Consider the following 23,895-nt stretch of genomic DNA (forward strand, 5'->3'; position numbering starts at 1 on the left):
GCATGAAACGCGAATTCGTAACCGGCGCAGTGGACAAGCTGCTGTCGCAGTTCAAAGCCAACGACTCCGGCAACGCCCCGGTCCTGCTGATGCTGGGCGGCTTCAAGTTCAGCCTCAACACCGCGGTCTTCCGGGAGATCCAGCAGTCCAACGAGTATCGCTGGCAGGCGCAGGACCGCGTCGGCCAGATGGCGGCCCTGCAGTACACCGGACCGGGCTCGGCCAGCATGACCCTGCCTGGCGTCATCTACTACCAGTTCCGCGGAGCCGGCAATGAGCTCGCGCAGCTGCGCAGGCTGGCCGCGCAGGGCACGCCTCATCGACTGCTGACCGGCAAGGGCGGCAACCTGGGCCTGTGGGTCATCGAGAAGATCGATGCCACCGCCAGCGAGTTCACCGCCGACAGCGCGATCCTGAAACAGGAATTCACCCTTTCACTGCGGAAGCACAGCGATGGCACGAACGTATAACACCCGCGACGGCGATGTCGTCGACCGTATCGCGTATGCGCACTATGGCGAGCAGTCACCAGCCATCCTGCGCGCGGTACTCGACGCCAACCCGGGTCTGGCCGCGCGCGGCGCAGTGCTGCCTGCCGGCGTGGCGATCACCCTGCCGCAGGTGCAGCGCCCGGCCAGCGAGCGCAAGGGAGTGGCCCTGTGGGATTGAACATCGCACCGACCTTCCGCGTGGTGGCCAACAGCCAGGACATCACCCACAAGATCATGGCGCGCTTCAAGTCGCTGCGCATCACCGACGAGACCGGCAACACGTCCGACACGCTGGAGCTGCAGCTGGCCGACCATGATCCGTCCGACCCGATCCAGCTGCCACCGGTGGGCGCGGAACTGGAGGCCTTCATCGGCTATGACGGCGAAGTGCGGCGCGTAGGCCTGTACATCTGCGACGAGGTGGAGATCTCCGGCTTTCCCGGCAGCATGACGCTGCGCGCCCGGGCGGCACCGTTCGAGACCAGCAAGGGGGGCAAGAGCGATCTGCAGACGCAGAAAACGCGCACCTGGAAGAAGGGCACCACGATCGGCGACATGGTGCGGCGCATGGCCGGCGAGCATGGGCTGAACGCAGCGGTGAGTGCATCGCTGGCGTCAATTGTGCTGCCGCTGACGGTGCAGTCGCAGGAGTCGGACATGAACCTGCTGCTGCGCCTGGCCAAACAGCACGATGCCATCGCCAAGCCCGGAGGCGGGCGCCTGGTGTTCGTGAAGCGGGGCGAATCCACCAGCGCCAGCGGCGAGCGCATTCCCGATGTCACCCTCACCCCCGCCGATGGCAGCGACTATCGGGTAACCCTTGCCGCACGCGAAGATGCCGGTACCACCATTGCCTACTACCGCGACGTGCGCAGTGCCAAGCGCCAGGAAGTGAAGGTGGGCAGCGGTGAACCGATCGTTCGCCTGCGCATGGCCTATGCCGACCGGGAGAGCGCAGAGGCGGCCGCACGCGCCAAGCATCGCGAACAGGCACGGCAGACGCGGACGCTCAGCTACACCCTGCCCGGCCGCGAAACACTGATGGCCGAAGCCACCGTGGTGATGCAGGGGTTCCGCGAGGGCGTGGATGGCCAGTGGCTGGTCAAGCGTGCCGAGCACAGCATCGGCAGCGAGGGCTACGTCACCCGCATCGAATGCGAACAACCCAACAGTGCCGACGCAGTAAAAGCGGCCAGCGATGCCCCGGCCAGCGAAGGCGAGCAGGTAGCCAGCGAGGTGTAAATCCACGCGGAGCGCGGATCTACATCAGCGTCCTCGCCCACGCTCAGTAGATCCACGCCATGCGTGGATGCTTTTCGCACATCAACTCACGTACTGCGCCACGCCATTGCCAAACGACCAGTTCTCCTTCTTCACTTCCACCAGGTTGATGAACACATCCTCGCGGCGGATGCCCACCGCCGCGTGCAGGCCCTCGGCGATGCCCGCATACAGCGCCTGCTTCTGCTCCAGCGTGCGCCCTTCGTTCCAGGTGATCTGGATGCAGATGAAGTCGTCGGTGCGGTCCACGCCCAGGTAGCCCGGGTCGTAGATCAGCGTCCCGGCGTCGTGCTGCTGGAAGATCTGGAAGCGATCGTTTTCCGGCACGCCCACCGCGCGCATGGCCTGGTAGATGGCTTCACCCACACGTTGCAGGTAGTCGGCGGATTTACCTTTGCGAAGATCGATGCGGGCGAGCGGCATGGTGGGTCTCCAGGGCCAGGTGGGACGGCAGTGCGCCGAGACTACGCCCGTCGTGAGCGGCGGCACAGCGCATGGATGGAACGTCTGCTTTCATGGATGGCACGCTTGTCTGGGCCCGCGCCGGGTGACGTGATTGGCATCTACCTGGGCTGTGTAGCGGCGCTGCTTCGTTCAGACAAGGCGCGGATTGCCCTATGGGAGGTGGAATCCCCTCGTGGCTGGCGTTGTTACAACTTTCCTCAATGACTTCCGTCTTTAAGCGGATCGATGATCGCCTCGCCAAGGCAACACGCCTTGGTCGGGATTGGCGTCTCGAATAAACGAACAAGCTTCAAGGCCTGCGAAACCAATCGCAGCTGAGAGAATGCACCGACTGCCGTCAATGGCGGACGGTGCGTGGGGATCGCAAGATCCGCCAGGCGTTCTTCTCCCTTGAAGCTTGTTTGCCTTGGTACGCCAACCCGCACCGTCCGCCACCTTCATTCCGAAGGTGGCCCTACGCCAGTGAGGGTTTTGCCATGACCAAACGAGCCGCATCGCTTCCACGCCTGTACGCATTGATTGCCGACATCGCAAACCAGGTTCCCGACGACATCGCACGCGAGATCGAGTGCGCATTGGACGAGCAGAACCTGCCCGTGCAGTCACCCGCGTTTTTCGCGTGCCTCAATGCCATCAACAACGTCGATGGCGAGGATGGGCAGCCGTGCACCAGCCTCACCCTTGCCGCCGCCAATCACGCGTCGCTGCGCCGCTCGATGGCGGGGCTCACCGCACTGCTCGATCTGCTGCAGGCCGCCGACCGCGCGCGTAGCGAGGCCGGCCCGGATGAACAGCTGGGCGCCTTCCACACCGACGGGTTGATCGTGGCCGCACGGCAGCTGGTGCGCGAGGCCAACCATTGCCTGGAAGGCGGAACCGCCTGAGCGCTCGGTCGCGACGTAGCTACAATCGCGCAGGGAATCGCAGGAGACCGCAATGGACGCCGAACACCTGGAGTACTTCAAGGCTGCCCTGGAAGGCCGCGCATCGGTAGGCTGGAATGTCTGGTTTGCCGCCAACCAGCAGGCGCTCGCCCAGCAGGTCAGCCGCCCCGCCCTGCTGCGGTTGAAGTTCAATCACCTGCATGAAGCCGAGCGCCTGCTGGCCGAAGCCGGCGTCGTGCCGGCCAGCACGGCGGGCAAGCGCTATGAGGTGTACTGCGCGCAGTTGTCAGCAGACGTGGTGGACGAGAACGGCCGTCCGTTGCCTGCGGTGTGGCGTGCGGCGCACGGCGGCGCCATCGGCCTGCTTGCCGATGGGGAACACGAAGCGGGCCGGGCAAAGCTGCTTGCGGAGTTCAGCCGCGCGCGCAAGCGCGGGCTGCAGCAGGCGCATGAATGGTTGAGCGATGTGTGCTTCGAAGGCGAGATGGAGCTGAGCGGCGGCAATGCCGAGGTAGGCCGCAGCCTGCTGGCGGTGGTGGTGCAGGCCGGCAGCGGCTACGACCTGTTGGATGGCGTGGCGATGTTGGCCCGCGAACGGCTGGAGGATCGCGGCTGAGACGGAGCCCGCTTCGGCGGATGTGTCGCGCGACCGCGTATCGCTACCTGCGGAAGTATCACGATGCCTTCGGGGAGGCTTCACGGTGGGCGCAACCATCATCCCATTCCCTGCACACCGCATCGTGCGGACTCCGCCGCTGTCCGCACTGTCTGAGGCTCGCCTACAGGCACTCGCCGAGCGCCTGGCAGCTGCCATTGATCGCGCCCCACGCCGCCAGCAGGAGCGTGCGCCATGAGCCGCCGATTCTAAGTGATCCCGATTGCCTGCGACTGCTGCGGCAAACCGCTGCTGCCGGTGTTCGACGTTCTCGATTGGATCGAGGGCGGCGAGGCGTTTCGTTGATCCTCGCCCCTTCCCAGCTATGTCACGTTGCTGAAGCAAAAAGCGCCAGCCAGACCTGCACGCCGACGAAGATCAGATTGAGAATGGAAACTCCCGTGACCACCCATGTGAGGAGTCTCATCGTCTCCGTCAGCTTAAGCATCCGCGCGCTCTCCTTGGCAGCCTTTCTACGCGAGAGCTCTTCAAGATAGAACCCTGTTCCAACGACGGTGTTGGCGGCATGTGCGTCGTAACGTTGCTGCAGATTCTCGTCCGATAGTTTTTGCAGATCTGAGTACTTAGGTATCACGCGTCTATCCTTATGTCGGACGCCGGCCAGAATTCACCTACACGGGCACCGTAGCACCGGACGGCCGCTAGAAGAGGAGGGGTGCCGACGATTGCCGGCACCCTGGCTTACATCAGGGGCACTCCGGAAGGCTCAGCAGGTTGTCCGGTGTGTCTCTATCAGCAGTGGTGCGGAGATACTTTCTTCCGTTGACTGGGGTTACGACAACGACGTCTCTGACGTGACCGTTCACTTCGGTGTAGAACGCCCACTTGCCAGCCTCGATTCCGCGGATAGCCTCATCGAGTGTCAGCTTCCACTGCTTACGATCTCCTCCGGTTCCGCCGACGTGCGTGATGCGGTTGTACTTGTCCTGTCGGTCATCCTTATTGATGCAACCGATCCTGTGACGATCTGCCATGCAACCTCTCCTTGGTGCGCCGGGGACCGCTCCCCGGTCAGTGGCGAATATATCCGAAAGCGTGCCAAGCATCACATTTACACGGATGATCGGGCCCCTTGCCCCCTCCTCTCGGACATGACGGGGGTCCCTGGCGCTTATCCCCGGCCACCGGGTGGAATTCGGACCCCGGTAAAAGACAGTATTTCGGCGCCTAGGGATGCTTCACCACAGGTTCGCAAAAAACCGCGTTTTCTCCGAAGGAAAGGCCCACTTCCTGCCTGTGCGCCTTGTGCATTCCCGGCCACTGACCAGCTAAGGCGATGCACAGGTGCCGTTTGCCGAATTTGCCACCAGCAAGTGCGCGTTGCTACGCATTCCAGCCCGGCCCAGTAGCGGTGTCCAGCGTCCAATAGACGCTCCATCTGAGCCATGTCGCCATGCCCAAAATCGAGCTCGATCTGCCACAGGTGGTCTGCGACGCCTTGATGGACGTCGCCGACACTGCAGGTATTCCTCCTGCCGAGCTCTTGGCTGATGCATTACGCACCCTCCCTGCGTTCCAGCGCGCCTTGGCAGCCAGGCCTGAACGTCTTCCGGCCTTCTCCCTCAACCCCGGAGCACCCCGTGAGTGATCAATCCCCGCCCTCTTCACTACTGAAGCTGGAGCACCTACGAATTCGCAATAGCCTCTACTTCGCCGCGCGGCGCGCACTGAGCGAGCGTCGCAGAGAGCTCAATGATCAGCGCAGGTCCATCCGCGAAGAGATGGAGACCGTCTCTAAGAGCTTCAGCGGCAGAGAACTTACGGTGGGCGTCGGCAGGCCTACAAACCTTGGCGGCAGAACCTTAAACGAATATCGGAACGAGACGTTGGCCAAGTTGCAGCGCTGGATGGCTGCGATCGATGCAGTGGACGCGATAGTGGCCGCCGCTTACGACGAACTCAGTGCTTCATCCGGTGACGTAGGGGCTTACCAGGCCGCCTCAAAGCATCTTCAACAGACCGTGGCCGATTGGGGCTTGAGCCAATAAGGGAAAGATCATGACCGACTACTTGCCAAAGGTGGCGCGCGTCCGCGCCCAGATTCAGAAGCTGGCCGACGATATCCACGACCTCCGCAACGGCATGCCTCCTAAAGAAGTTGCCCTTGCAGCTGTCGACGCTCACATCGAACGCGAGGCTGACAAAGTAACCATCCGGCCAAATGCCCTTCTTGGCGGCGGCGGCGACGCAGTCTCGGCGTACCCTGAGAGCCCTCATGCATATGCGTGCATGTTCTTCCCGGACGTCGTCCGTGACCGCCTCCGCACCGAAGTCGCAGCCCTCTACCAGGGCGAGGTGACAAGCACCGATGACCGGAAGCAGGAAAGCCTAGAGGCGCAACTGCTGGAGCTGGGGCGGCAGGAAGAGTTGTTGATTCGGGAGGCCTCTGCTGCCGGCAAGAGCATCCCACGCCGCGGCGATGCCAATCCAGCGATCACGCTGGCGGACTGATTCGCCAGGAGGGACCAGCAGGCGGTGTCCCCAACAACACCTGCAGCCCGGGCCAGCGCCCTGCGTACCCGCATACCTCGCGCTGGTGACCGGGCAGCAGTTGTCAAAAGATGATCACCCCCTAGCCTCTCGGCCCACTTCATCCTCTGGGACTCGCAAGCGCCAGTACCGGTCAGGCTTTACCCACACCACAGAATCCGCATTGCGCCTCCGGAAGCCAGTGAGCAACGAAGTGGATAGAACAACGTTGCCGTCGGCGTTTTCCCTAAGGAATTCTTCGCAATTTGCTTTGACCAAGTGATCGACTACGTCGTCCTGGTAGAGGCAGCTCTCTGCTTCGAGGGCGGATTGCATCCACTCTATGACCTCATCGATCCTCACTCCACATTCCCGGGGACTGCATCAAGCATCTCTTCGGCAAAGGAGCCGACTTCAAGCTTCTTTCCGGCGAACCACTTACACCGGTAGCTTGTACGTTCCAGCCCGCTGTGCACTTCGTTCACAGCCATGTCGGGTCCGCCAACATTGAGCTTTACTTTGTCGCCCACTTTGTATTTCGCCTTAGCTTCCACAGAATGCTCCTTTTCCAGAGTTGGATTTAGTCCGAGCGGCGAAGACGCCTACTAGCATCATCGTCGGGTCCTGGAATAGTACTAAATCGGCCTATGTAGTACACATATGCCATAAACCGATCTGCTATCCCATTTGGATCGCCACTGGTGACTTGGGCATCGGCATGGTGGTGGGTGGCGTGGACCAGATGCTGTCAGCACAGCCGATCCCATATGCATTCGGCGGCCACGACACAAAGGACATGTTCGTCGGCTCTGCCGTGATCAGCGGCGGCATTCTCGCAGAGGAACAGGAATAAGGATGGGTTGCTGCAGGACCGCGGACCCCTCATTCTTGGCCATCATCAAGGAAGGCCCCGTGGCAGACCCAATCTATTGCCTTTGGCTACTCGACGCTCCCTGCCTCAAGCCTGAGATCTGGGCTGCGTGGGCGCAGGCTCTCCTTTCTGCGATGGCAATTTACGCAGCGGCAAGACTTGCCTCCCGCCAAGAGCGGCTTGCGTTTCGCCGGAGGGCTGACGCTTACCTAGCGGTGATGACGCATGTCGAGGAGTCCCTTTTCATGGCTTCTGAAGCACCTCATTCAGAAGAAAATATCGCGTTAGTCGGATCGGCGATCAATCAGCTCCGCTCCGTTCCGATGGATGCTGTGCCGGACCTACGCTTGATGATGGCCCTTAATCGATGCCTGCTAACGCTCACCAGGCTACACGGCGAGTTGACCGCTGCACCGAGCTCGTCGCCGGTAATGAACGGCGCCCGGATCTTGGGGCGAAAGCGAATGATTGGCAGCGCTGCCGCTGAAATTTCAATGGAAACGCTTGAGGCGGCCAAGCTGCTCGATGAGCTTGCACAAAGGGGACTATGGGACCGACTTTCCCGATGGTTGCGGTGCGCTCATCCTTTCCGAAGAAACAAGCCCGATCTGTAGCATCCGCTCGATGATCCGCAGCGGCAGCAGCCCTCGCGGCCACCGCGCCCTATGTTGCTGCCGTCGCGGAACTGTCTTGGCTGTCCGGCATGGCACATGACGGTATCAACGCGGTGCCGGAGACGGGCAGGCTGCTGCAGAAGGGCGAGCGAGTCACGACGGCGGCGAACAGCCCGAAGCTCGATGCCATCTTGGAGCAAGTCAGCCGCGACAGCTCCTCCGCCGCCAACGGCGACAACTTCAACCTAAGTTTCGAGGTCAACGGGAGCACGTCTGGGCGGGAACGGCTGATGCTCAAGGCCACGGTCAAGCCCGCAGTGGTCCAAGCAAAGAAGGAGATCAACAGCGACATGGCGCGGGGCACGGGCATTTCCAAAACCATGCGATCTACTCACGCGGTACGGCGTCACGCCCGTTAGATCCAGTCCATCATCAGTTTTAGACAGGAAATCAATGAGGGCGCGACTTCAGCGGATACTTCTTCCATCTAGTGCAAAGCCAGCAGAACTCCTGGTAGAGGGTTTCCCTCTGAGCGGTGACCCTAACGTCCGTTATGAAGGTCTCCGAATGTCTGCGGATCTCCATGATCGTGCTGAACGAAGCCTTCTTGAACATCTCTTCGTCATAGATTCCATCTTGAATGCCGATTGCAATGTTCTCGTAGTGATTGAGCACATAGCGAATCGCGGCCGCGTTCTCAGTGTTGGAATCCGGAGCGTTCGCGTACTTCCTGATGTTCGACTGTATATGCAACGCTTCCTCACGGATCAGCCGAACTCCCTTCTGGAGCAACTCATCTGAACGCGTGGCGAAGATGACATCTGCGCTCTGTTTTTTCCGTGCAGTAGCTCGCACAGATAGCACAGAAATGACAGCTACAAGAACACCAACCAAGAAAGAAACATTTCGAAAGAACGGCGTTTCAACCGCAGCAATAAACCAATCCATTAGTTCCCCCTGAATCCGCCCCACAAACAAAAATGCCCGCCATTGCGGCGGGCACTCCCAAGAGTGGTGAACAATTAAAAGCCTTCGTAGCCTTCGTTCGTAGTGATCTGATTCATGTCCATCTCCTTTGGTAAGTGCCTCGTGGTGTTACGTACTGACTATGACACATCTACATGCCGGAAGTTCAAGTGAAGGACTGAACATCGCTTCGGCGACCGGACTTCCAAACTGCACTTACACTGCACTTACGACAAAGCCGACTAAAAAGCCGGCTTTGTCATTAGCCTTTAAAAATCAAGGCTTTATATGGTGGGCGGTACAGGGATCGAACCTGTGACCCTTGCCGTGTGAAGGCAATGCTCTACCGCTGAGCTAACCGCCCGGTGTGTTGCTGAGCCGCTCATTATAGGGGCTTTTCAGAGGCCGTCAACCGTTTTTCACATTTGTGTTCACGGGTGTTTCGAAGGCGCCGCCGGGCATGGCCCGGCGCCTCACATCGTATGGGTCGGCTTGTCCGAGCTGGTCAGGCCGGCCAGCATCGTCTCGATCTTGTGGCGCACTCCCTCGCCTTCGGCGCCATCGGCCAGCTGCACGCCGATGCCGGCGGTGCGGTTGCCCTGCGCGCCGGCCGGGGTCACCCAGATCACCTTGCCGGCTACCGGCAGGCGCTCGCTGGAATCGGGCAGGGTCAGCAGCAGGAACACCTCGTCGCCCAGGAAGTAGCGCTTGGGCGTGGGCACGAAGATGCCGCCATTCTTCACGAACGGCATGTACGCGCTGTACAGCGCGGCTTTGTCCTTCACGGCCAGGGACAGGATGCCCTGGCGGGCGTTGCTGGCACTCATCGATTTCCCCTTGCGGCAGGCCGCTCGTTCACCTTGTTCCAGGCCAGCAGCAACTCGACCACCGCAAGGTCTGCACGCACCGTGGTGCGCAGCAGGTCGCGGGTGCGGTTGGCCGCATCGAACCAGGCTGCAAGCTTGTGCAATCGCTCCGGCGTGGTCAAGGCATCGGTGCTGGCCTGGGCCAGTGCCAGGTCGGCAGCGAAGCGCAGGCGCAGCGCCGCGTTGTCATCACCACACCACTTCTGCGCCAGCTCCACCGCGCCGGTCTTGCCGGCGGCCAGCTGCTCCAGCTCCCGGCCCACTTCGCGGCGCAGGCTCAGGCCATCTTCGCGCAGCCAGTTGTCGGCCTGGCCGGGATGGCCGCGCGCGGCATCCAGCGCCTCGCGCGCCGATGCTTCGCTGTGGCCCTGCTGCTGCAGCCAGGCCAGTGCTTCATCGCGTGGCGGCAGCTTGAACTCCAGGCGCTGGCAGCGGCTGCGCACGGTCTGTGGCAGGCGTGCCGGGTCGCTGCTGATCAGCCACAGGTAGCGACCCGGCTGCGGCTCTTCCAGCGTCTTCAGCAGCGCATTGGCCGCCGAGCGGTTGATCGCATCGGCCGGGTCGACGATCACCACCTGCGCCACGCCGTACTGCGGGGTCAGCGCCAGCTTGTTGGTGATCTCGCGCACCTGCTCGATGACGATCTCGGTGCGCAGCTTGTCGCCGCTCTTGTTCGGAATGAAGCTGACCAGCTGAAGGTCAGGATGCGTGCCGGCGGCGATCAGCTGGCGCGTGCGCGTGGCATGTGCAGCGTCGCCACGTGCCAGCACATGGTCGGCCAGCGCCAGCGCCACCTCATGCTTGCCCAGCCCGGCCGGGCCGCAGATCAGCAGGCCGTGGCCGAGGCGATCGGCATCGAGCGCGGCCACGGTCTGCTCGAACGCGCGCTGCTGCCATGGCGAGAACGTGCTCATGCGCCCTCCCCGTCCTGCAGCCAGCGCTCGACGCGCACGACCACATCGGCTGCCACGCGCGCCTGCACCTGGCCGGCGTCGATCAGCGCGAAACGCTGCGGATCCTGCTGCGCGCGGCTGCGGAACACGGCGCGCACGCGCTGGAAGAAATCGTCCTGCTCACTCTCGATGCGGTCCGGCCACAGGTCACGGCCGTTGGCGCGCGCGCGGCCCACGGCCACATCCACATCCAGCAGCAGGGTCAGGCCGGGCAGCAGGCCGACCGCGCGTCGTTCCAGATCGGCAATCCACTGCGGATCAAGCCCGCGGCCGCCGCCCTGGTAGGCATAGCTGGAATCGGTGAAGCGATCGCTCAGCACATAGGCGCCGCGCTGCAGCGCCGGCTGGATCACCTGCCGCACATGCTGCGCGCGCGCGGCGAAAACCAGCAGCAACTCGGCTTCGGCGCTGAGCGGCTCGGCGGCGATCTCGGCATCGGGCTTCAGCACCAGGCCGCGGATGCGCTCGGCCAGCGGCGTACCGCCCGGCTCGCGGGTCAGCACCACCTCGTGGCCGTGGCTGCGCAGGCAGTCACGGATGGCATTGATGGCGGTGGTCTTGCCCGCGCCCTCGCCGCCTTCCAGGCTGACGAAACGCGGGTGGCGAAGCAGCGCGGGACTCATTGCGCCGGGGTCTCCTGGGTACGTTGCCGGCGCAGCTGCTGCAGGTAGCGGGCTACGGCGGCGTTGTGCTGGTCCAGGCTGGACGAGAACACGTGCGCGCCACTGCCATCGCCGACGGCGACGAAGTACAGCGCGTCGCCCGACAGCGGCTGCGCGGCCGCCATCAGCGCATCTCGGCTGGGCATGGCGATCGGGGTCGGGGTCAGGCCGGCACGGGTATAGGTGTTGTAGGGCGTATCGGTGGTCAGGTCGCGGCGGCGGATGTTGCCGTCATACGCGGCACCGATGCCATAGATCACGGTCGGGTCGGTCTGCAGGCGCATGCCGATCTTCAGGCGGCGCATGAACACGCCGGCAATCTGCGGGCGCTCGCTGGCCAGCGCGGTTTCCTTCTCGATGATCGAGGCCATCGTCAGCAGTTCGTACGGCGTGTTGATCGGCAGGTCCGGTGCGCGGCTTTCCCAGGCTTCGTCCAGCGCCTTTTCCATCGCCGCGTGGGCACGCTTGAGCACGTCCAGGTCGCTGTCGCCACGCTGGTAGACGTAGGTCTCCGGCAGGAAACGGCCTTCCGGATGCTGGCCACCGAAACCAAGACGCTGCATCAGGGCCGCGTCATCAAGCGTGTCGGTGGTGTGCAGCAGCGGCTCGGCGCGCTTCAGCGCGGCACGCAGCTGGCGGATGTTCCAGCCCTCGACGATCGTGACGCGGTGCTGCAGTACCTTGCCGGCGCGCATGCGCAGCAGCAGTTCGCGCGGGGTCAGGTCGGCGCTGAGCGCGTACTCGCCTACCTTCAGCTTGCCGGCGGCATCGAGCTGGCGCGCCAGCAGCTGCCACTGCGCATCCTGGCCTTCGTCCACGCCGGCCTCGCGCAGCTTGCGCAGCACGCTGTTCATGCCATCGCCGCTGGCGATGACCACGCTTTCGGCGGTCGGGGTGATCCGCGCGTCGGCGAACTGGGTCTGCTGGTAGAAGAACCACGCGCCCGCACCGGCGACGACGGCGGCCAGCACCACCACCAGCGTTACCACGAACAGACACCCGCGCTTGGCTCCCGCCATGGACTACCTCTGAACTCGATTCCGTCGTGCAGGATACCGTGCCGGTGGATTGGGGTCATGACCGGGGTGGCAGACACCCCGGTAGTGCCGGCCGCTGGCCGGCAACCGCATGCACCCATGATCCGCGCGATTGCCGGCCAGCGGCCGGCACTACCGGAGTGCGCCTACCCCTGCTGGCCCAGTGCGCGCAGCAGGCCGCGCGCCTTGGCCCGGGTCTCGTCCAGTTCCTTGTCCGGGTCCGAATCGACCACGATGCCGGCGCCGGTGCGGAAGCTGACCTCGTGGCCCTCCACTTCGGCGGTGCGGATCAGGATGTTCAGGTCCAGGTCGCCATCGCGGTTCAGCCAGCCGAACGCACCGGTGTAGGCACCGCGCGGCACCTGCTCCAGCTCGCTGATGATCTGCATGCAGCGCACCTTCGGGCAGCCGGTGATGGTGCCGCCCGGGAAGGTCGCGGCGATCACCTCGCCGGGGGTGACCTCTGGGCGCAGATGGCCACTGACGTTGCTGACGATGTGGTGCACGTGGGCGTAACTCTCCACGGTCATCAGCTCATCGACCACCACGGTGCCGGGCAGGCAGATGCGGCCCAGGTCATTGCGCTCCAGGTCGATCAGCATCACGTGCTCGGCACGCTCCTTCGGGTGGCCGACCAGCTCCTGGATGCGTGCGGCATCGTCATCGCCCTCAAACCGCGGACGGGTACCGGCAATCGGACGGGTCTGCGCATGGCCGGCATGCACCGACACCAGCCGCTCCGGAGAGGAACTGACCACGTGGCGGCCATGCGCGCTGAACAGGCCGGCGAATGGTGCCGGGTTGGCGCGGCGCAGCTGTGCATATAGCGCCTGCGGGCTGACCGGCGCGGCGAACCGGGCGCTCCAGCGCCGCGACAGGTTCACCTGGAACACGTCGCCGGCACGCAGGTACTCGATCACCCGGCGCACGCCGTCGGTGAAGCGCTGCGGCGCATCCTCGCCCACCGACTGCGGCGGCTGCCAGCCCAGCCCGGCCTCGGGCAGCGCGGCCGAGGCCTGTGCCACCAGTGCATCCAGCAGCACCTGCTGGCCCGCTTCGGCGATCACGAAGCTGGCATCGTTGTGGTGGTCGTGCAGCACCGCCGCCGGGCAGCGCAGCGCCAGCGCGGTCGGGCGGCCGTCGTCGCGCGCGCGCGCCGGCAGCACCGGTTCGATCTGGCTGGCCACTTCGTAGTCCAGCATCAGCGCCCAGCCGCCACGGAACGGCAGGCTGTGGCTGCCGTCATGCGGCAGGCGTTCGGCCTGCCAGGCGCTGTCCAGCACCTGCAGGAAGCTGCCCGCGTGTACGGCGTCGTGCTGGTCACGCACCTGGCCATCGGCATCCAAGCGCAGGACACCGCCCTGTGCGGCCAGCAGCAGGCTCCAGCGGCCCTGGGCGGTACCCGAGGCGGTGGACTCCATCAACAGCGGGAAGCGCGCCGGATCGTGCTGCTGCAGGGCGAGCAGATCGATCGGGTGCGGCAGCGGGTGGATCAGCGGTGCGTGGGTCATGGCGGCCAGCTCAGGGAATCAGATGCACGGAAGCCGCCTTGCGGCGGCCTCCTCGTGCGTGACGCACGTTCAGTCGAGCATGGCTCGACTCTACAACTCGGTCAGATGCGCTTGAAGATCAGCGTGCCGTTGGTGCCGCCGAAGCCGAAGCCATTGGACATCACCACGTCCACCTTGGCCTGGCGTGCTTCGTTGGGCACGTAGTCCAGGTCGCAGCCTTCGCCCGGCTGCTGCAGGTTGATGGTCGGCGGGATCACGTTGTCCTGCAGCGCCATCACCGAGAAGATCGCTTCCACGCCACCGGCGGCGCCGAGCAGGTGGCCGGTCATCGACTTGGTGGAGCTGACCATCATCTTGTAGGCGTGGTCGCCGAAGGCGGTCTTCATCGCCATGGTCTCGCCCAGGTCGCCCAGCGGCGTGGAGGTGCCGTGTGCGTTGAGGTAGCCCACCTGTTCCGGGGTCACGCCGGCGTCCTTCATCGCCATCACCATGCAGCGCGCGGCGCCTTCGCCGTTCTCGCTCGGCGCGGTCATGTGGTACGCGTCGGAGCTGGCACCGAAACCGGCCAGTTCGCAGTAGATCTTCGCGCCACGTGCCTTGGCGTGCTCGTACTCTTCCAGGATCAGGATGCCGGCACCGTCGCCCAGCACGAAGCCGTCACGGTCCTTGTCCCACGGGCGCGAGGCCTGTTCCGGGGCGTCGTTGCGGGTGCTCATGGCCTTCATCGCACAGAAGCCGCCCACGGCGGTCGGCGACGATCCACGCTCGGCACCACCCACCACCATCACGTCGGCATCGCCGTACTGGATCATGCGCATCGCGGTACCGATCGAATGGTTCGAGGTCGCGCACGCCGACACCGCCGAGAACGACGGGCCCTTCAGGCCGGTGATGATGCTCAGCTGGCCCGGCAGCATGTTGATGATGGTCTTGGGCACGTAGAAGGGCGAGATCTTCTTGCCCTCGTGGAACTCGATGGTCTGCTCTTCGATGCCGAGCAGGCCGCCGATGCCGGCGCCGACGATGGCGCCCATGCGATCGGCATTGGCCTCGGTGATCTCCAGGCCCGAATCATGCAGGGCCATGAACGAGGCGCCGAGGCCGTAATGGATGAACGGGTCCATCTTCTTGGCATCCTTGCCACTGACCCGGAACTTGCCGAACAACTCGTTGTCGGCGGTGATGTCAAATCCCTTGACCTCACCTGCAATCTTGGTGGTGAACCGATCCAGATAGGCATCAGCAACGTTGGTCAGCGGACCGATGCCCGAACGACCGTGGGTGATGCCTTCCCAGCTGCTGGCCAGATCATTGCCCAACGGCGAGACGATACCCAGGCCGGTTACGACGACGCGACGCTTCATTGCTGTTTCTCCTGACCCGGATGGTTTCTACGGGTAACTCGGTTTGCTTCGATGTGATGCCCAAACACACGGGGCCGCAACAGCGGCCCCATGGGGTGCGGTGCGCGGCGAGGATCAACCCGCGCGCGCACTGCCGTCTGGCATCAGGCCTTGACGTGGGCCTTGACGTAGTCGATGGCGGCCTGCACGGTGCTGATCTTCTCGGCTTCTTCGTCCGGGATCTCGCACTCGAATTCTTCTTCCAGGGCCATCACCAGCTCGACGGTGTCCAGCGAGTCAGCGCCCAGGTCATCGACGAACGATGCGCTGTTGGTGACTTCTTCTTCCTTGACGCCAAGCTGTTCGACGACGATTTTCTTGACGCGTTCTTCGATGGTGCTCATGGGATCTCGCTCCAGATGGAGTTGTGGTTCAAAAGTGGTCGCCATCAAAGGCGATGGCCGTGGGATAGTGTAGTGGAAACCGGCGCGGCCTTGCATCGCAGCAAAAAACCCGGCAGATCAACCACTTGCGGCGCAATCCCTGCGCCCCTTGCTTACGGCATGTACATGCCACCGTTCACATGGAGGGTTTCGCCGGTGATGTAACCGGCAGCCGGGCCGGCCAGGAAGGCCACCGCATGGGCGATGTCTTCCGGCGAACCCAGGCGTTCGAGGGCGATGTCGTTGATCAGCGCGGTACGCGCTTCTTCCGGCAACGCCTTGGTCATGTCGGTGTCGATGAAGCCGGGAGCGACCACATTGACGGTGACACCGCGCGAACCGATTTCCTTGGCCAGCGACTTGCTGAAGCCGATGATGCCGGCCTTGGCGGCCGCGTAGTTGGCCTGGCCGGCATTGCCGGTCACGCCCACCACCGATGCGATGTTGATGATGCGGCCCTTGCGCGCCTTCATCATGCCGCGCATGACCGCCTTGCTGGTGCGGAACACGCTGGTCAGGTTGGTGTCGATGATCGACGCCCAGTCCTCGTCCTTCATGCGCATCAGCAGGTTGTCGCGGGTGATGCCGGCGTTGTTGACCAGGATCGAGATCGGGCCGAACTCCTTGGCGATGCCGTCCAGCACGCTGTCCAGCGCCGCCGCGTCGGTCACGTTCAGCGCGCGGCCGTGGCCACCGTGGGCAGCCAGGCGCTCGCCGATCGCCGCAGCGCCGGATTCGGTGGTGGCGGTGCCGATGACGGTGGCGCCCTGGGCGGCCAGCAGATCGGCAATGGCGGCACCAATGCCACGGCTGGCGCCGGTGACCAGTGCGATTTCACCCTGCAGGGGCTTGCTCATGATGTTTTCCTCAGGCTGGGACGGCCGCCGCGCCCGTGCCGCTTGCAGCGGCCACCGGCACGGTCGGCAGGAACAGGGGGGTCAGGCCGACCATGCCTCGCGGGCGGCTTCGAAGTCGCCCGGCGTGGCCAGTGAACGGCCGTCGATGGCCTTGTCGATGCGCTTGACCAGGCCAGTCAGCACCTTGCCCGGGCCGCATTCGGCGATCTGGGTGATGCCACGCGCGGCCAGCGCCTGCACGCAGCCGGTCCACTGCACCGGCTGGTACAGCTGCTGCACCAGCGCGGTGCGGATGGCGTCGACGCCGTCATGCACCTTGGCATCGACGTTCTGCACCACCGGCAGCTGCGGCGCCTGCCAGGACAGGCCGGCCATCACTTCAGCCAGGCGGTTGGCGGCTTCGCGCATCAGCGGGGTGTGCGAGGGCACGCTGACCGCCAGCTTGACTGCCTTGCGAACGCCCTTCTCGGCCAGCAGCGCCAACGCGCGGTCGACGGCATCAGCGTCGCCGCCGATCACGATCTGGCCCGGCGAATTGAAGTTGGCCGGTACCACCACCTGGCTGCCTGCGGCTTCGGCGCACACGTCCAGCACCAGCTGGTCTTCGGCGCCCAGCACGGCGGCCATGGCACCGACACCGGCCGGCGCGGCTTCCTGCATCAGCTGGCCGCGCAGGCGCACCAGGTGCGCACCGTCATGCAGGCTCAGTGCGCCGGCAGCGACCAGCGCGGTGTATTCGCCCAGGCTATGGCCGGCCAGCACCGACGGGCGCGGACCGCCCACGGCGTTCCAGGCGCGCCACACGCCGATGCTCGCGGCCAGCAGGGCCGGCTGGGTGTATTCGGTACGGTTGAGCATTTCCTCCGGGCCACCCTGGGACAGCGCCCACAGGTCGACGCCGGCACCATCGGATGCCTCGGTGAAGGCCTCACGCACCTGCGGGTGCAGTTCGGCCAGCTCGGCCACCATGCCCACAGACTGCGAGCCCTGGCCGGGGAAGACAAAAGCGAGGGTGGATACGGTCACGCGGTCATCCGCTTGTTGCAATCGAAGCGGGCCATGATAAGGGCGAATCCGCTGTGTCGTCTGTACGTGCGCGTATGCAGGCGTATGGAGCTACCCGGCCAGCAGTCCGCCGGGCATGGCCCGGCGGACGCATCACTCAGCACAACAGCTGCAGCACGTCCAGGTCGCCGTCGGCGAGGAAATCCACGCACAGGCCCACCAGCATCAGCACGCCGGCGGTACTGGCACCATGGGCGATGAAGATCGAATGGGCCAGCGCGCGCGCGGAACGGCCCAGCTTCATGCATACCCGGGCCAGGCCGTGCAGGCGGCCACTGACCGCATGCACATGCTCGCGCACCGGCGCCTGGGCATCGCCCATCGCCTCGGCCATCATCGCCTGCAGGTGCTCGGGGCGCTCAGCGTAGTACTTGGCCACGCCGTAGCCGAACATCAGCCAGTCGCGGGCCTGCGCCTCGGCCAGATCCATCACTTCCAGCGGGTCTTCCTCGAAGTCGATGAAGCCCACCTTCTGGCCATCCCAGGTGAGGTTGCGTGGCAGCGGCTGGCCGAAATAGGCCCCGCGCGCATGCGCCTCGGCGATGGCCTGCATCGCCGCCATCACCAGCCGGTCGCGACCGGCCTCATCGGCCTCGCGCAGGCAGGTATTGAAAGAACTTCCGTTGTCGCCGATCACCAGCGCCGCATGGCCGGTTCCCAGCACATCAGGCACGTTCACGCCCTGCGCGTGCAGCTCTGCCAGGCGACGGGCTTCGGTTTCGCGTGCGGCATCACCGCCGCGGTGCGGTGGCGGGCGCAAGGCGTCCAGATGGAAACGACGGGCAACAAAATTGAGCAGGCCCAGGGCCAGTGCGCGGCTTCCCTTGCCGTACTGCTTCAGCCAGGCGCGCTGCCCTTCGATGACGATGGGCTCAACCATGACAGGTCCTCCTTAAAACGCGTTACGGCCCCAGGGGGGCCGTAACGACAGACTTCACGTTGTCGTAACTTGCACTATCAATAGCGCAGCAGGGCCGAACCCCACGTGAAGCCGCCACCGAAGGCTTCCAGCAGCAGCAGCTGGCCGCGCTCGACCTTGCCCGAACGCACCGCGGCATCCAGCGCCAGCGGCACCGAGCCGGAGGAGGTGTTGCCGTGCTTGTCGACGGTGACCACCACCTGGTCCATCGACATCTCCAGGCGCTTGGCCGTGGCTTCGATGATGCGCAGGTTGGCCTGGTGCGGAATCAGCCAATCCAGGTCGGACTTGTCCAGGCCGTTGGCGGCCAGGGTTTCGTCCACGACCGAGTCCAGCGCCTTGACGGCGTACTTGAACACGTCGTTGCCCTTCATGTTGATCGTGCCACCACCGTTGGCGCCGTCCTTGAAGCCGGTCGAGACACCCACCGGGTTCCACAGCAGCTCCTTCTTGCTGCCATCGGCATGCAGGTGGGTGCTGAGGATACCGGTCTCTTCGTCGGCCTTGAGCACGACGGCACCGGCGCCATCGCCGAACAGCACGCAGGTGGTGCGATCGTTCCAGTCGACCATGCGGGTCAGCGTTTCGGTGCCGATCACCAGCACGTGCTTGCAGTCGCCGGAACGGATGAACTTGTCGGCCACGCCCAACGCGAACACGAAGCCCGAACAGGCGGCGTTGACGTCAAAGGCAGGGCACCCTGCAACACCAAGCTTGGCCTGGATCAGGCATGCGGTGGAGGGGAAAATGAGGTCAGGCGTGGTCGTGCCGACCACGATCATGTCGAGCTGCGAAGCGTCGATACCGGCCGCTTCAAGTGCGCGCAACGCGGCCTGGTAGCCGAGGTCGCTGGTGGTTTCGCCTTCGGCCGCGATGTGCCGTTCACGAATTCCGGTGCGCGACTGGATCCACTCATCCGAGGTTTCGACCATTTTTTCCAGGTCGGCGTTGGTCAGGACTTTTTCCGGCAAATAGCTACCGGTGCCCGCGATCCTCGAATAGATCCGCTTGCTCATCATGTTTCCTGTTGCGCGGGCCGCCGATCACCGGCACGCCCGGGAAAGAAGGCAAAGGCCGCTGCCCGCAGGCAGCGGCCTTCCCGGCACATCAATCTTCTTCGACGGCCGAGGTCTTGGTCTGGATGACCTTCTTGCCGCGGTAGAAACCGTCAGCAGTGATGTGGTGACGCAGGTGCACTTCGCCGGTGGTCGGGTCGGTCGACAGCTGCTTGGCGCTCAGGGCGTCATGGGCACGACGCATGCCGCGGCGGGACGGGGTGACACGGGATTTCTGGACAGCCATGGGATTGCTCCAAACTCGGTTCGTTTTGCTTCGTCGTATCGTCGCGCAGGACGCCAGCGCCCAGCACACTTTCGCTTTCGCCGCAGCCGCCGACGACAATCCGGCTGCTATTGTTTCTTCAGTGCTGCCAACGCCGCAAACGGGTTGGCCTGCTTTGTTTCTTCTTCGCTCGGCGCCCAGTCCTTGTCGACTGCTTCGCCATCGGGCGACAGCGGTACAACCGGCACTGCCAGCACCAACTCGTCCTCGACCAGGTCCAACGGACGCAGCTGGCCGTCTTCCGGCACCAGCAGCGCCTCGTACTCCTCCGGCAGGGACGATTCCTCGTCCTCGTCGCGGATCAGGCCAAGCCTCTGGGTCATCTTCACCGGCAACAGGAAACGCTGCATGCTGCGCTGACAGGTCAGCGGCAACGCGGTATCGATGGTCAGTTCCACATAGGATACCCGCAGGACGTCGTCGCGACCGAACTCAAGCGAGTAGGCACACTCGCCGTCGGTATCTGCGACCAACCCCTGCAGGCGGGTCAATTCAGCCAGGGACACCTGACCGTCGAAGCGCCTTCGCGCTACAACCATCCGCCAGGCATCCAGCGTTTCGGGCACGTTCGCGGACATAAGCCGCTGAATACTAAGGATCGGGAGGGCCGGTGTCAAATGCCTGCCATACGGGCCTTGCCGCTGGCAGCGCGGGCGGCCAGACTGCCCCGCCCTGCCCCGGTATTGTCGCATGCCACTGGTCCTGGCCTCCACCTCCCGCTACCGCCGCGAACTGCTGCAACGGCTGGGCCTGCCCTTCGACTGCGCGCGCCCGGAGGTGGATGAGACCCCGTTGAACGGTGAAGCGCCGCTGGCCCTGGCCACACGCCTGGCTGCCGCCAAGGCCGCCGAGGTCGCCGCCCGGCATCCCGGTGCCTGGGTGATCGGTTCGGACCAGGTGGCCGACCTGAACGGGCAGCCGCTGGGCAAGCCGGGCACGGTCGAGGCGGCCTGCGCGCAGCTGGCGGCGATGTCCGGGCAGACGGTGCGCTTCCATACCGCCATCTGTCTCAGCCACGCCGGAGAATCGTTCACGGCCATCGACCTGACCGAAGTGCGCTTCCGCGCGCTGGAACGGGATGAGATCGCCCGTTACGTCGCAGCCGAACAGCCGCTGGACTGCGCCGGCAGCTTCAAATGCGAAGGCCTGGGCATCAGCCTGTTCGAGGCGATCGACAACCGCGACCCGACCGCGCTGGTCGGCCTGCCGCTGATCGCACTGTGCGGGTTGCTGCGCAAAGCAGGTTTCGCAGTGCCGTAGAGTCAAGCTTGCTCGACTGCTTTTTCCTGTCCGCCGGACCTCTGCAACAGAAGCAGTCGAGCAAGCTCGACTCTACAAAAGCAGGGCCTCAACGAACCTCGAACGGCTGCTCCTGCCACTGCTCCACGCTGCCGTCGCGGCCATGCAGCCGCAGGCCCATCCAGTGCCGCCCCGGTGACAGCGTGGTCGTGTCCAGCGTGGCATCGAAGCCTACCGCCGGATGCTGCGGATCAGTGCTGTCCGGCCAGGTCTGGCGAACATCGAAGACACGGCCATAGCGTGCGTCGCCGATCGAGCGTCCATCAACCAGCACCTCGACACCTGCCAGGCCGACGCCGTCCTTGAAGGCCCATCCGCGGATGGCGAGCGTGCCGGACACTTTCTCGCCATTGGCAGGGGCATCCAGCCACGCCATCGCCGGGGTCACGCATGCCCCGGGCGCACGCTGCGGCGGCAGCCGGAACAGCAGGAACCGCTGGAATCCATGGTCACTGCTGACCACCCGCGGCGCAGGCAAGGGCCCCACCTGCTCGCAGATGGCGTGATAGCGCGCCAGCAGGTCACGGTAGCGCTGATCGCTGGGCGACAGCACCAGCAGCGTCGGCGCCGAACGTGTGCCCGCGTGCAGCAATTGCCACTGCACCAGCTGCGCGGTTCGCCCGTGCTTGTCATTGAGCGGGTGCGGCAGCACTTCGATGTCACCATCACCCAGCTGGAAGCCCAGCTCGGCCCCCACCTTGAAGTTGCCGGCCAGCACGCGCGTACCGGGCGGCATCTGCTGCAGCTCTTCGCGCACGGCGGCGGCCAGCGGCTGCCAGCCTGCGAAATTCCGCGGGTAGTACTTGCTGCCCGCCATCTGCTCTCGCAGCGATGGCGTGGAGGCCATCAGGTAATAGCCAAAGGCCAGCACCATGCCCGCGCCCGCCAGCCACCAACCGGTGCGGCGCAACCAGCGCGGCCAGCCATTGAGCACCACCGGCACCGCCACCAGCAGCGCCAGGTACCCGGGCAACGGCCAATGGAAACTGATGCGTTCGACGTCGGTGAAGAAGCCCAGCAGGAAAATACCCAGCGTGGACACGCCGCCCACCAGGCCGAAGTAACGCCATTGCACGCGCGTGCCGCCGCCGCTGCGGGTACCGGCCAGCGCCACCTTCCACATCGCCATGCACAGGATCGGAGTGACCAGCATCGGCTGGATCACCAGGAACCACAGCCCGTCCCATTCGAAGGTCCACGGATGGCGCTCGACCACCTGGAACTTCAGGCCTGCATCATGGTTGTCGGCATTCCACGCCAGCAGCGGCAGCCAGGCCAATACACCCACGGCCAACGCAACCCATACGCGCGGATCGGCGAGCATGCGCCGGCCCTTTGGCAGCGCCAGCAGGGCAATGAAGCCGACACCGATGACCCCGATGAAGCGATAGTGGCTGAGGGCACCGATCATCAGGCCCAGCGCCAGCTTCATCGCCGAAGAGGCATCCACGTTGTGCAGCAGGCGTGCACCGGCATGCAGGCAGATCACCGCCGCCAGTGCCATCGGCACATCCGGCACCGCCAGCAGGCCCAGCGTCGCCGACAGCGGCATCAACAGCGTGAGGCTGCCCGCCTGCCAGCCCGCCACGTTGCCGAACCACCGCGTGGCCGTGCGCACCACCAGCAATGGCAGCAGTGCACCAATGGCCAGGAACGGCAGTCGCAACGCCAGCACATGATGGCCGCCGATTTCCACCCCCAGCCGCGCCAGCCATGCGGTCAGCCCGGGCAGATCGGAATAGGCCGCAGCCAGATGCTGCCCTTCCTGCCAATAGAACGCCTCGTCGACGAACAATGGCAGACGCGCAGCCACCACCAGCTTGGCCGCTGTGACCAGCGTCCACAACCAGAGAAAAATCGCCCGCGCGCGCTGTTCGCCTTGCATTGCTCTATGGATAATCAAGTGGAATTCAGAACTGAGACGATCATGCCAGCTTCGTCCCCCAATCCCAGCATGCTAACCGATCAATTGCGTCAGGCCCTGCGGGAAGCACAGGATCAGGTGAACGCACTGGTGCTTGGCAAGGTGCCGGAAGTCAGGCTGGCGTTTGTCGCCCTGCTTTCCGGCGGCCACCTGCTCATCGAAGATCTGCCCGGGCTGGGCAAGACCACATTGGCACATGCACTGGCCAGCAGCCTCGGCCTCACCTTCCAGCGCGTGCAGTTCACCTCCGACCTGTTGCCGGCCGATGTGCTGGGCGTGTCGGTGTACGAGGCCGGCAGCCGTCAGTTCCAGTTTCACGCCGGACCGGTGTTCACCCATGTGCTGCTGGCCGACGAGATCAACCGCGCGCCACCGCGCACACAGAGCGCGCTGCTGGAGGCCATGGCCGAACAGCAGGTCACCCTGGATGGACAGACCCATCCGCTGCCCGATCCCTTCTTCGTGATCGCCACGCAGAACCCGGTGGACCTGTCCGGCACGTTCCCGCTGCCGGATTCGCAGCTGGATCGATTCCTGCTGCGCCTGGCGATGGGCTACCCCAACGCCCAGGCGGAGCGCGAGCTGCTGCGCGGAACCGATCGCCGTGACCTGATCGCACGCGCCGTGCCGAAGCTGGATGACACACAGGTCCGCGCGCTGCGTGAGGCGGTCGGTGCGATTCATGCCAGTGATGCGCTGGTCGACTATGTGCAGGCCTTGCTGACCCGCAGCCGCCAGCACGCGGGCGTACGGGTGGGTTTGTCACCGCGTGCCGGCCTGGCGCTGCTGCGCGCGGCCAAGGCGCATGCGCTGCTGCTGGGCCGCAGCCATGTGGTGCCCGAGGATGTGCAGACGCTGTTCGTGGCGGTGGCCGGGCATCGCCTGGTGGCCGAGGCCGAGTCCAGTTCGGGACCGGCACTGGCGCGGGCGATCCTGCAGACCGTCGCGGTGGACTGAA

Annotated in this window: 31 protein-coding genes and 1 tRNA gene; 11 read left to right on the forward strand and 21 right to left on the reverse strand. The window is 64.6% G+C overall.

The features are described from left to right. The first annotated feature begins 2 nt into the window (after window positions 1–2). The 3 genes from AC5P7U_RS13730 to AC5P7U_RS13740 are packed head-to-tail and all read left to right on the forward strand — an operon-like array spanning window position 3 to window position 1,733. On the forward strand, window positions 3–470 hold the full coding sequence (locus AC5P7U_RS13730; RefSeq protein ID WP_004154659.1) for a phage tail protein: 468 nt from the start codon (window positions 3–5) through the stop codon (window positions 468–470). Then, window positions 454–669: a tail protein X gene (locus tag AC5P7U_RS13735; protein WP_008266797.1), complete on the forward strand. Its 216-nt coding sequence runs from the start codon at window positions 454–456 to the stop codon at window positions 667–669. The genes AC5P7U_RS13730 and AC5P7U_RS13735 overlap by 17 nt, the downstream gene beginning before the upstream one ends. Next, entirely contained in the window at window positions 660–1,733 is a 1,074-nt protein-coding gene (locus tag AC5P7U_RS13740; RefSeq protein WP_197563739.1) for a phage late control D family protein, read from the forward strand. The genes AC5P7U_RS13735 and AC5P7U_RS13740 overlap by 10 nt, the downstream gene beginning before the upstream one ends. An 81-nt stretch (window positions 1,734–1,814) precedes the next feature. Here AC5P7U_RS13740 and AC5P7U_RS13745 read toward each other — a convergent pair whose 3' ends face one another. Further along, window positions 1,815–2,195 carry a tautomerase family protein gene (locus AC5P7U_RS13745; protein ID WP_197563738.1) on the reverse strand — a complete coding sequence of 127 codons (381 nt, stop codon included), beginning with the start codon at window positions 2,193–2,195 and terminating at the stop codon, window positions 1,815–1,817. 518 nt (window positions 2,196–2,713) lie between these two features. Here AC5P7U_RS13745 and AC5P7U_RS13750 point away from each other — a divergent pair. Beyond that, entirely contained in the window at window positions 2,714–3,121 is a 408-nt protein-coding gene (locus tag AC5P7U_RS13750; RefSeq protein WP_197563737.1) for a hypothetical protein, read from the forward strand. A 52-nt stretch (window positions 3,122–3,173) separates the two neighbouring features. Next, window positions 3,174–3,737: a hypothetical protein gene (locus AC5P7U_RS13755; RefSeq protein WP_197563736.1), complete on the forward strand. Its 564-nt coding sequence runs from the start codon at window positions 3,174–3,176 to the stop codon at window positions 3,735–3,737. Between the two features lie 367 nt (window positions 3,738–4,104). Here AC5P7U_RS13755 and AC5P7U_RS13760 read toward each other — a convergent pair whose 3' ends face one another. Next, the gene (locus AC5P7U_RS13760; RefSeq protein ID WP_197563735.1) at window positions 4,105–4,371 is read right to left on the reverse strand and encodes a hypothetical protein; all 267 of its coding nucleotides are present in this window, start codon (window positions 4,369–4,371) and stop codon (window positions 4,105–4,107) included. A 112-nt stretch (window positions 4,372–4,483) separates the two neighbouring features. Beyond that, window positions 4,484–4,771, reverse strand: coding sequence for a DUF3892 domain-containing protein (locus tag AC5P7U_RS13765; RefSeq protein WP_197563734.1), 288 nt, complete (start codon window positions 4,769–4,771; stop codon window positions 4,484–4,486). A gap of 606 nt (window positions 4,772–5,377) precedes the next feature. Here AC5P7U_RS13765 and AC5P7U_RS13770 point away from each other — a divergent pair. Beyond that, window positions 5,378–5,785, forward strand: a complete 408-nt coding sequence (locus tag AC5P7U_RS13770; protein WP_197563733.1) for a hypothetical protein — start codon at window positions 5,378–5,380, stop codon at window positions 5,783–5,785. 10 nt (window positions 5,786–5,795) lie between these two features. Continuing rightward, window positions 5,796–6,248, forward strand: a complete 453-nt coding sequence (locus AC5P7U_RS13775) for a hypothetical protein (RefSeq protein ID WP_197563732.1) — start codon at window positions 5,796–5,798, stop codon at window positions 6,246–6,248. Between the two features lie 114 nt (window positions 6,249–6,362). Here the strand turns inward: AC5P7U_RS13775 and AC5P7U_RS13780 are convergent, their stop codons facing one another. After that, window positions 6,363–6,629, reverse strand: a complete 267-nt coding sequence (locus AC5P7U_RS13780; RefSeq protein WP_414555277.1) for a DUF6953 family protein — start codon at window positions 6,627–6,629, stop codon at window positions 6,363–6,365. Further along, on the reverse strand, window positions 6,626–6,820 hold the full coding sequence (locus AC5P7U_RS13785; protein WP_197563731.1) for a DUF2158 domain-containing protein: 195 nt from the start codon (window positions 6,818–6,820) through the stop codon (window positions 6,626–6,628). Before AC5P7U_RS13785 ends, AC5P7U_RS13780 begins: the two co-directional genes overlap by 4 nt. 562 nt (window positions 6,821–7,382) lie before the next feature. Here AC5P7U_RS13785 and AC5P7U_RS13790 point away from each other — a divergent pair. Both AC5P7U_RS13790 and AC5P7U_RS13795 read left to right on the forward strand, forming a co-directional pair. Further along, window positions 7,383–7,751: a hypothetical protein gene (locus AC5P7U_RS13790; protein ID WP_197563730.1), complete on the forward strand. Its 369-nt coding sequence runs from the start codon at window positions 7,383–7,385 to the stop codon at window positions 7,749–7,751. Window positions 7,752–7,840: 89 nt separating this feature from the next. Further along, on the forward strand, window positions 7,841–8,170 hold the full coding sequence (locus AC5P7U_RS13795; RefSeq protein WP_197563729.1) for a hypothetical protein: 330 nt from the start codon (window positions 7,841–7,843) through the stop codon (window positions 8,168–8,170). A gap of 31 nt (window positions 8,171–8,201) precedes the next feature. Here AC5P7U_RS13795 and AC5P7U_RS13800 read toward each other — a convergent pair whose 3' ends face one another. The 15 genes from AC5P7U_RS13800 to AC5P7U_RS13870 all read right to left on the reverse strand — a co-directional run bounded on the left by AC5P7U_RS13800 (window position 8,202) and on the right by AC5P7U_RS13870 (window position 20,292). Next, entirely contained in the window at window positions 8,202–8,699 is a 498-nt protein-coding gene (locus AC5P7U_RS13800; RefSeq protein ID WP_197563728.1) for a DUF4760 domain-containing protein, read from the reverse strand. A gap of 307 nt (window positions 8,700–9,006) precedes the next feature. After that, window positions 9,007–9,081, reverse strand: a tRNA-Val gene (locus tag AC5P7U_RS13805). Window positions 9,082–9,190: 109 nt separating this feature from the next. Continuing rightward, complete coding sequence (locus AC5P7U_RS13810; protein ID WP_004154652.1) at window positions 9,191–9,544, reverse strand: PilZ domain-containing protein; 354 nt, start codon at window positions 9,542–9,544, stop codon at window positions 9,191–9,193. Continuing rightward, window positions 9,541–10,497, reverse strand: a complete 957-nt coding sequence (locus AC5P7U_RS13815; protein WP_049457619.1) for a DNA polymerase III subunit delta' — start codon at window positions 10,495–10,497, stop codon at window positions 9,541–9,543. The genes AC5P7U_RS13810 and AC5P7U_RS13815 overlap by 4 nt, the downstream gene beginning before the upstream one ends. Next, window positions 10,494–11,159: a dTMP kinase gene (gene tmk / locus AC5P7U_RS13820; RefSeq protein ID WP_004154650.1), complete on the reverse strand. Its 666-nt coding sequence runs from the start codon at window positions 11,157–11,159 to the stop codon at window positions 10,494–10,496. Before tmk ends, AC5P7U_RS13815 begins: the two co-directional genes overlap by 4 nt. After that, the gene (mltG, locus tag AC5P7U_RS13825; protein ID WP_004154649.1) at window positions 11,156–12,217 is read right to left on the reverse strand and encodes an endolytic transglycosylase MltG; all 1,062 of its coding nucleotides are present in this window, start codon (window positions 12,215–12,217) and stop codon (window positions 11,156–11,158) included. The genes tmk and mltG overlap by 4 nt, the downstream gene beginning before the upstream one ends. A gap of 164 nt (window positions 12,218–12,381) precedes the next feature. Further along, a complete protein-coding gene (locus tag AC5P7U_RS13830; protein ID WP_197565083.1) occupies window positions 12,382–13,746 on the reverse strand; it encodes an aminodeoxychorismate synthase component I in 1,365 nt (454 codons plus the stop codon). Between the two features lie 101 nt (window positions 13,747–13,847). Next, window positions 13,848–15,110, reverse strand: coding sequence for a beta-ketoacyl-ACP synthase II (fabF, locus tag AC5P7U_RS13835; RefSeq protein WP_049457622.1), 1,263 nt, complete (start codon window positions 15,108–15,110; stop codon window positions 13,848–13,850). Window positions 15,111–15,253: 143 nt separating this feature from the next. Beyond that, a complete protein-coding gene (gene acpP, locus AC5P7U_RS13840; RefSeq protein ID WP_005408313.1) occupies window positions 15,254–15,493 on the reverse strand; it encodes an acyl carrier protein in 240 nt (79 codons plus the stop codon). A 152-nt stretch (window positions 15,494–15,645) separates the two neighbouring features. After that, window positions 15,646–16,389, reverse strand: a complete 744-nt coding sequence (gene fabG / locus AC5P7U_RS13845; RefSeq protein WP_004146899.1) for a 3-oxoacyl-ACP reductase FabG — start codon at window positions 16,387–16,389, stop codon at window positions 15,646–15,648. 81 nt (window positions 16,390–16,470) lie between these two features. Next, window positions 16,471–17,415: an ACP S-malonyltransferase gene (fabD, locus tag AC5P7U_RS13850; RefSeq protein WP_008268782.1), complete on the reverse strand. Its 945-nt coding sequence runs from the start codon at window positions 17,413–17,415 to the stop codon at window positions 16,471–16,473. 136 nt (window positions 17,416–17,551) lie between these two features. Beyond that, window positions 17,552–18,334 (reverse strand): BUD32 family EKC/KEOPS complex subunit, encoded by a 783-nt coding sequence (locus tag AC5P7U_RS13855; RefSeq protein WP_004154643.1) that lies wholly within the window; start codon window positions 18,332–18,334, stop codon window positions 17,552–17,554. 77 nt (window positions 18,335–18,411) lie between these two features. Next, on the reverse strand, window positions 18,412–19,389 hold the full coding sequence (locus AC5P7U_RS13860) for a beta-ketoacyl-ACP synthase III (RefSeq protein WP_004154642.1): 978 nt from the start codon (window positions 19,387–19,389) through the stop codon (window positions 18,412–18,414). Between the two features lie 91 nt (window positions 19,390–19,480). Further along, on the reverse strand, window positions 19,481–19,675 hold the full coding sequence (rpmF, locus tag AC5P7U_RS13865; RefSeq protein ID WP_004154640.1) for a 50S ribosomal protein L32: 195 nt from the start codon (window positions 19,673–19,675) through the stop codon (window positions 19,481–19,483). A gap of 107 nt (window positions 19,676–19,782) precedes the next feature. Then, on the reverse strand, window positions 19,783–20,292 hold the full coding sequence (locus AC5P7U_RS13870) for a YceD family protein (RefSeq protein WP_049457624.1): 510 nt from the start codon (window positions 20,290–20,292) through the stop codon (window positions 19,783–19,785). A gap of 112 nt (window positions 20,293–20,404) precedes the next feature. Between AC5P7U_RS13870 and AC5P7U_RS13875 the strand changes: the two genes are divergently transcribed. Further along, window positions 20,405–20,974, forward strand: coding sequence for a Maf family protein (locus AC5P7U_RS13875; protein WP_197563604.1), 570 nt, complete (start codon window positions 20,405–20,407; stop codon window positions 20,972–20,974). A gap of 88 nt (window positions 20,975–21,062) precedes the next feature. On the opposite strand, the gene AC5P7U_RS13880 is transcribed toward AC5P7U_RS13875, so the two are convergent. After that, window positions 21,063–22,898, reverse strand: a complete 1,836-nt coding sequence (locus AC5P7U_RS13880) for a glycosyltransferase family 39 protein (protein ID WP_308309303.1) — start codon at window positions 22,896–22,898, stop codon at window positions 21,063–21,065. Between the two features lie 42 nt (window positions 22,899–22,940). Between AC5P7U_RS13880 and AC5P7U_RS13885 the strand changes: the two genes are divergently transcribed. After that, on the forward strand, window positions 22,941–23,894 hold the full coding sequence (locus AC5P7U_RS13885; RefSeq protein WP_049457627.1) for an AAA family ATPase: 954 nt from the start codon (window positions 22,941–22,943) through the stop codon (window positions 23,892–23,894). Window position 23,895: the final 1 nt, after the last annotated feature.

This window comes from Stenotrophomonas sp. YJH_SMC_57, from assembly GCF_059369755.1.